Source organism: Coleofasciculus sp. E2-BRE-01 (genome assembly GCF_040221695.1).
GTDB lineage: Bacteria > Cyanobacteriota > Cyanobacteriia > Cyanobacteriales > Coleofasciculaceae > Coleofasciculus.
In genome coordinates, this window is the sequence record NZ_JAVKEA010000037.1 from 1 (window position 1) to 6,098 (window position 6,098).

Annotated in this window: 5 protein-coding genes and 1 pseudogene; 3 read left to right on the forward strand and 3 right to left on the reverse strand. The window is 49.0% G+C overall.

What is annotated here, in order from left to right; all coding sequences use genetic code 11:
• Positions 1-114: helix-turn-helix domain-containing protein (locus RIG66_RS04350; protein WP_446375562.1), on the reverse strand; the 114-nt coding region annotated here is incomplete at its 3' end.
• A 183-nt stretch (positions 115-297) separates the two neighbouring features.
• Positions 298-549 (reverse strand): hypothetical protein, encoded by a 252-nt coding sequence (locus RIG66_RS04355; protein ID WP_446348494.1) that lies wholly within the window; start codon positions 547-549, stop codon positions 298-300.
• 222 nt (positions 550-771) lie between these two features.
• Between RIG66_RS04355 and RIG66_RS04360 the strand changes: the two genes are divergently transcribed.
• Positions 772-3,801, forward strand: a complete 3,030-nt coding sequence (locus RIG66_RS04360) for a DUF1574 domain-containing protein (RefSeq protein WP_446375556.1) — start codon at positions 772-774, stop codon at positions 3,799-3,801.
• Between the two features lie 35 nt (positions 3,802-3,836).
• Here the strand turns inward: RIG66_RS04360 and RIG66_RS04365 are convergent, their stop codons facing one another.
• Positions 3,837-4,169: a hypothetical protein gene (locus tag RIG66_RS04365; protein WP_446375558.1), complete on the reverse strand. Its 333-nt coding sequence runs from the start codon at positions 4,167-4,169 to the stop codon at positions 3,837-3,839.
• 11 nt (positions 4,170-4,180) lie between these two features.
• Between RIG66_RS04365 and RIG66_RS04370 the strand changes: the two genes are divergently transcribed.
• On the forward strand, positions 4,181-5,698 hold the full coding sequence (locus RIG66_RS04370; protein ID WP_446375560.1) for an MBOAT family O-acyltransferase: 1,518 nt from the start codon (positions 4,181-4,183) through the stop codon (positions 5,696-5,698).
• 142 nt (positions 5,699-5,840) lie between these two features.
• A pseudogene (locus RIG66_RS04375) lies at positions 5,841-6,098 on the forward strand (photosystem II q(b) protein); the annotation flags it as partial.

A 6,098-nucleotide genomic window follows, 5' to 3' on the forward strand; every position in this document is an offset into this window, starting at 1 on the left:
CCGCTCACAAAGAGCATAGTTATAGACCCTACGACATTGTTCTAACCACTCAGCAAAAGTGGCTATTTGGGCGGAAGTTGGCTTTAATTTAAACTCGTAAATCAGATTAAACACTTGCTCGACCTTTTGCAATGTTACTGAATTGTTGGCTGAGTGTTATCCGGATTATTTGACTGGCGAATAAATTCGCTACCTAGACGGTTTGCTCGGTTTCATCTCCTGGCTATAGAGCGCAGGAGCCTTCACCATCGCTTCTATCGGTAAAATCTACTTCACAAGTTTAGCTGTGTTACGCCACTACTGGCTCTGCACGCAGTCGTTAGAGGAGGGCGGGGGATCTGGGAAGGGTAAAATCGGTAAGCGATCGCCCCGAAAGACTTCCTCGCTGGCTTCCCCTACCTGTTGCAGCCATGAGCCAATCGTGTTTAGGGAAATCACCCCTACAATCATTGGACCTGTCGCTAAACTTAATAAGAGGTCTGCTGAATGTTTAGCGGACTCCGGTAAGGGGTTGACTGCTACCTGTGGATCTGGGTTCACTGATGCCATAACTAAAATTCAACCTCGCACGAACAACAGTTAATCGTTGACAAAGACCAAGACCGATCCCAATTTGATACTAGACTATAGTTGCTCCCAATTTCCCAGCTCCCAGACGCGCCATGGCACGTCTCTACCCCCTCTGCCCCTAACTCCCCCGTTTTTTGCGCTCATGTGCAATCATGAGAGAAAAAATCAGCCGCCGTCATCAGTTCAGGTAACAAATTTGTAATGTTGGATGTCGAAGAGCGCAACTACAACAATCATCCGTCCTCTTTGGCTCAATGGGTATACGATGCCATCGGTCAACCGGGGGTGTGCCTGAGAGTCCGGTTACGAGGGAATAATTTACATATTCTTTGTGAAAGCCGTGAACGTATTCCCGCTCAAACAGTCGTCAATCGCTTACTCCAAGCTCTTAAAGCTCAGCCAGAAACGACGAGCTTTCCGCTCGATCTGGAAACCCCGATCTACCAAATTATTATCTACGGGCGTCAAGTTTCCCAATCACGTCCGGAATGGGTCAAGGAAATTCGCCTCAACACCGATACCCATGACACTGAATCTCGTCCTGAGTCCTCGTGGGAAACAACACCCGCTCAGTCAGCGTTTGTCATCTCCCATGAAAGTCTCGCCCGTTCGGGTTCCCCAGACGCGATCGCTCGGTATCTCAGTGCTAATCTGAGTCATTTGGGTGTGAGTGTCAATGTCCAGATTCAGGACTTGCCAACGAAGGACAATCGAGAACAGTCCCTCGTCAAGCAAAAACCCAAAATTTCCCAGTCCTCACAACCTTATCATCGGCGGCTGTGGGTGATCTGTACGTCGAACTATAGCCCAGATGTAGCACTACTGTCTGAACCTATTGTGCAGCAGTTACGCTCGCTGGAACTAACTGAGTTTAAAGACGCCGCCATCTGCGCTCAAGTGCGCGGAGAAGCCAAACCAGAATGGATGGTGCGGGTGGATTTGACGCCCTCTGACGTGATGCTTAAGGATTGGGCGCGTTGGGGAGATGTGCAAGCGATCGCCACACTATCGAATCAAATGCTAGCGCGAGTGGGGATGACGGTGCGGGCTGTCTTGAAAGAAACTACCCTGCATCTGTTTTGCAGTGCCTTGGATCTGGGCAAAACCCCAGTTCCTGACCAAACCACTGCCATGAATGCGATCGCGCCTCTCATCAAATCATTAAAGCCCCAAGGGATTAAAGCGGCAACCATTTATGGCGTTGAATCGGATTACTTTTCCCTCGAACCTGAACCGGAAAAACCCGTCTGGGTGGATTGGGTAACCTTACCCGCGAGTGAAAAACCCCAACTCGCCCCTTCTAGCTATACATTGGGGCAACAGGGCAATCTAAATGCCCTCACCTTTTTGCTACAACGGTTGCTCAATCCAGATTTGGATCAGCGACTAGCCACGGGTGGGATTCAGCTCAAAGTGCGTCGTCAACACGACTTGCTGCACATTATGAGCGAAGCACCGCTGTGTCCCTCTAAAGCGCAAGTGAGCCTACCCATTGTACGGCTGCTGCGTCAGCTTGCCATCCCCAATATCGCTGGAGCCCGGATTTACGGACGTTCTGCTGGCTCAACCTCTCCCGCCTGGAATTATGGGGTAGATTTTAGCGAACGCCGACGGTTGACCTCAGAATCCACTCCCGAATTTGTTACCTCTAATACAGACATTAGCGAGTTAGTTGTTCCCACCGAACAATCGGTATCGCATCAGCATAAACCAGACACAACGCTCAAAGATGATTTACAGCGTAGGTCAAAAACCGCCGTTGGCACAATTGGACGCTGGTTGTGTTCGACCCAGCTTTTTGTCCCCACCCCAGACAATCAACGTGTCACCGTCGATACCCAACGCACCAGTTCTGAATCGTCGCAAGCGGTAAAAGTGTCATTGGTGTGGGGGCTTATGGGCTTATTGCTGATGTTTCTGATTGACCGACCCGTTGGTCGCATCCTGCAACCCCAAGGCAGTTTACCCAGGCGAGATGCGGTATCAGCAGCAGAGGAGTCACCGATTCCGGTAGATTTGACTGAACTTTCGTTACAACAGGATAATCAGGATGCCGAAGACTTCAACGCCTCTGGGTTTACCCGCGAAGGAGACAAAAGCATTATCATTGATGATTCCTTACCCTCGGAGCGAGGAGATGCCACTCAAGCGGCGATGTTAGCCCTCGCCCGTTCCTCGAATCCCCCGTTTAATAACCAACTGCTCGATCAAAAGTTAGCCCTTTACCAAGAGCGCCTGCAACAAGGCAATCGCCCTGATGTGTTAATCATGGGCAGTTCCCGAGCCATGCGTGGCATTGATCCGGTGGCATTAGAAGAGGCATTAGCAGTTGAGGGGTATTCAGGCATTGATGTGTTTAATTTCGGCATTAATGGTGCCACGGCTCAGATTGTAGACTTAATGACGCGCCGAATTCTCACCCCGGATCAATTGCCGAAATTAATTATCGTGGCAGATGGCGCTCGCGCCTTTAATAGTGGTCGAGTGGATGCTACCTTTGAGGCGATCGCAGATTCAGAAGGCTACCGTGAGCTTAATGCTGGCACATTTCCCAATACCCCCGGTCAGTCATCAACTCAAGCCAACCAAACCTCCCAGCCGTTGGCAGCATTGAGGAGAGGTTATCAATCCATTGACGAGGGAACGAATCAACTTTTGGCAGGACTATCCTCAACCTATCCCCAACGGGATCAACTCAAATCCCTATTGAGAGCTCAGTTTGTCTCCTTGGTGAAAACCTTGCCCAATGTCTCCAGTTCGGCTGAACCCGAGCAAGGCTTAGACCAGGATATGTCCATTGATATGGATGGTTTCCTGCCCTTATCCATTCGCTTTGACCCAGAAACGTACTATCAGAACCATCCCAGAGTGGCGGGGGCGTATGATGGCGATTATCAATCCTTCCAGCTTCGGGGTAAGCAAGATCAGGCATTTGATGCCCTGTTAACATTTGCTCAGGAACATGACATTACTGTGGTTTTTGTGAATCTACCCTTGACCAACGATTACTTAGATCCCGTCCGTCTTAAGTACGAACAGCAATTTAAGCAATACATGCACGCGAATGCTGTCGAACGGGAACTCATTTTTCGGGATTTAAGTGGATTATTACTCGGCAAACCCGATCATTTTTCTGACCCCAGTCATCTGAATCGCTTTGGAGCTTATGAAGTTTCTAATCAGTTGGCGAAAGACCCGATGATTCCCTGGGCGTTATTAGTTGGGGATTAGTTATTGGTCATTGGTCATTGGTCATTGGTCATTGGTCATTGGTCAGGGAACAGGTAACAGGGAACAGGTAACAGGTAACAGGTAACAGGTAAGGTAGAGTTTTGAGTTAACTTCCTCATCTCCCCCAGCTCCCCCAGCTTCCCCAGCTCCCCCAGCTCCCCCAGCTCCTCCAGCTCCCCCAGCTTCCCCAGCTCCCCCAGCTTCCCCAGCTCCCCCAGCTCCCTCAGCTCCCCCAGCTCCCCCAGCTCCCCCAGCTTCCCCAACTCCCCCAGCTTCCCCAACTCCCCCAGCTCCCCCAGCTCCCCCAGCTCCCTCTGCTCCCTCTGCTCCCCCAGCTCCCCCAGCTCCCTCTGCTCCCTATTCCCCATTTCCTAAAAAAATGGCATTTATCTCCATCACTTACGGGTTGTTTCTGCTAGGTGTCCTGTTTATTTACTGGAGCCAGCGTTCTTCATCGTGGCGATTATGGGTACTGCTAATTGCCAGTTTGCTTTTTTATAGCAGCTTACAAATTCAATACATTCCGCTGCTCTTGTTTGTAGTTTGGCTGAATTTTTACTTGGGGCAGAAAATTGCGGTCAATACATCCCCTGGGTCGCATCTCAACAATAACCATCTCTCCAATGAAGAGTGGTTAATGGCACAAGAACTTTGGAATCAGCAACGTTTGAGACTTTTGTGGCTAGGGATTGGATTAAATATTCTCTGTTTGGTCAGCTTCAAGTATGTCCCATTTATCCTGACGAATATCTCCGCCCCCTTGAATTTACCCGTGGCGCGAGAGGGGGCAAGCTGGATTAGCGATCGCTTAATTGCTCCCTTGGGACTTTCGTTTTTTGTTTTTGAATGTATTGCCTATCTAATTGATGTATATCGAGGCGCACCCGCGACGCGCCAGGGCTTACAATTTGCGACCTACAAATTGTTTTTCCCGAAACTCATTTCAGGACCTATTACTCGTTACCATCAGTTTGCTAGCGAGTTTAAAGATATCCAATTTCCCAGTTTTGATCGTCTGAGTGAAGGATTATGGTTGATTGCTAGTGGTGCGGTGAAAAAGGCTCTTTTGGCGGATCGCATCGGAATTTTTGTTGATCTGTGTTTTGGCAACTTAGAACGGGCAGGTAGTGGCGATTTGTGGCTGGCTATTTTTGCCTACGGATTACAACTGTATCTGGATTTTAGCGGCTATGTCGATATTGCCCGGGGGAGTGCTATCCTCATGGGATTTAACCTGCCCGAAAACTTTAATTTTCCTTACTTTAGTACCAGCATTGCCGATTTCTGGCGACGCTGGCATATTACGTTAGGGGATTGGATTCGCAACTATCTCTATTTTCCCTTAGGTGGGTCACGCAAAGGATTAGGTCGAACCTGTCTCAACTTGTTTGTGGTCATGCTGATTATTGGCATTTGGCATGGTGCGGCTTGGGGATTTGTCGTGTGGGGAGGATTGCACGGTTTGGCTTTAGTGGTGCATCGCTTAACCCAAACGCTATCAGAGCGCTTTGTTTGGTTAAAAGGATGGTGGCAAACGGGATTCGGGGTGCTAGTGGCGTGGGCAATTACGCAATGGATGGTGTTCATGTCTTGGATTTTCTTCCGGCTACCTAATCTCAAACAAGCTGGCTTTGTGATTCAGAACCTCTGGGGTCAACCCGCCGATGTGCAGTTTGCCGAAAATGTTTATTTGACAGCCTTTGGCTTAGAACGCTTCGAGTTTACACTGCTGTTAGTCATCGTTGCCCTGTTCATGGCGGGTGTTTATGGGATTCATCGGGGTCTGAAGTTACAACTCAACTGGCCCCTGAAGTTGCTATTGGTGCCGCTGTGCCTTTACGCAGTGTGGTTGTTAGCGCCTGAAGGCGGTTTACCTTATATCTACTTTGATTTCTAATTAATAAGTATAACTTATGTAAAATATTCAATTAATTAATAAAACCAGTGGAAGATTCAAATGAATATGAATACCATTAAAGATGAGGCAAAAATTTTGCCTTGCTTCAATCAAATCATGAAGTAATAGCACTAATCGAATTATGACTACCACAGTACAACGTCGCGAAAGCGCGTCTTTGTGGGAACGGTTCTGTAGCTGGGTGACTTCCACCGAAAACCGCCTATATATCGGCTGGTTTGGTGTACTGATGATCCCCACTCTCTTAACCGCCACCACCTGCTTCATCATCGCCTTCATCGCCGCTCCCCCCGTGGACATCGATGGAATCCGCGAGCCTGTTGCTGGAAGCTTACTGTACGGTAACAACATCATCTCTGGTGCTGTTGTTCCTTCCTCC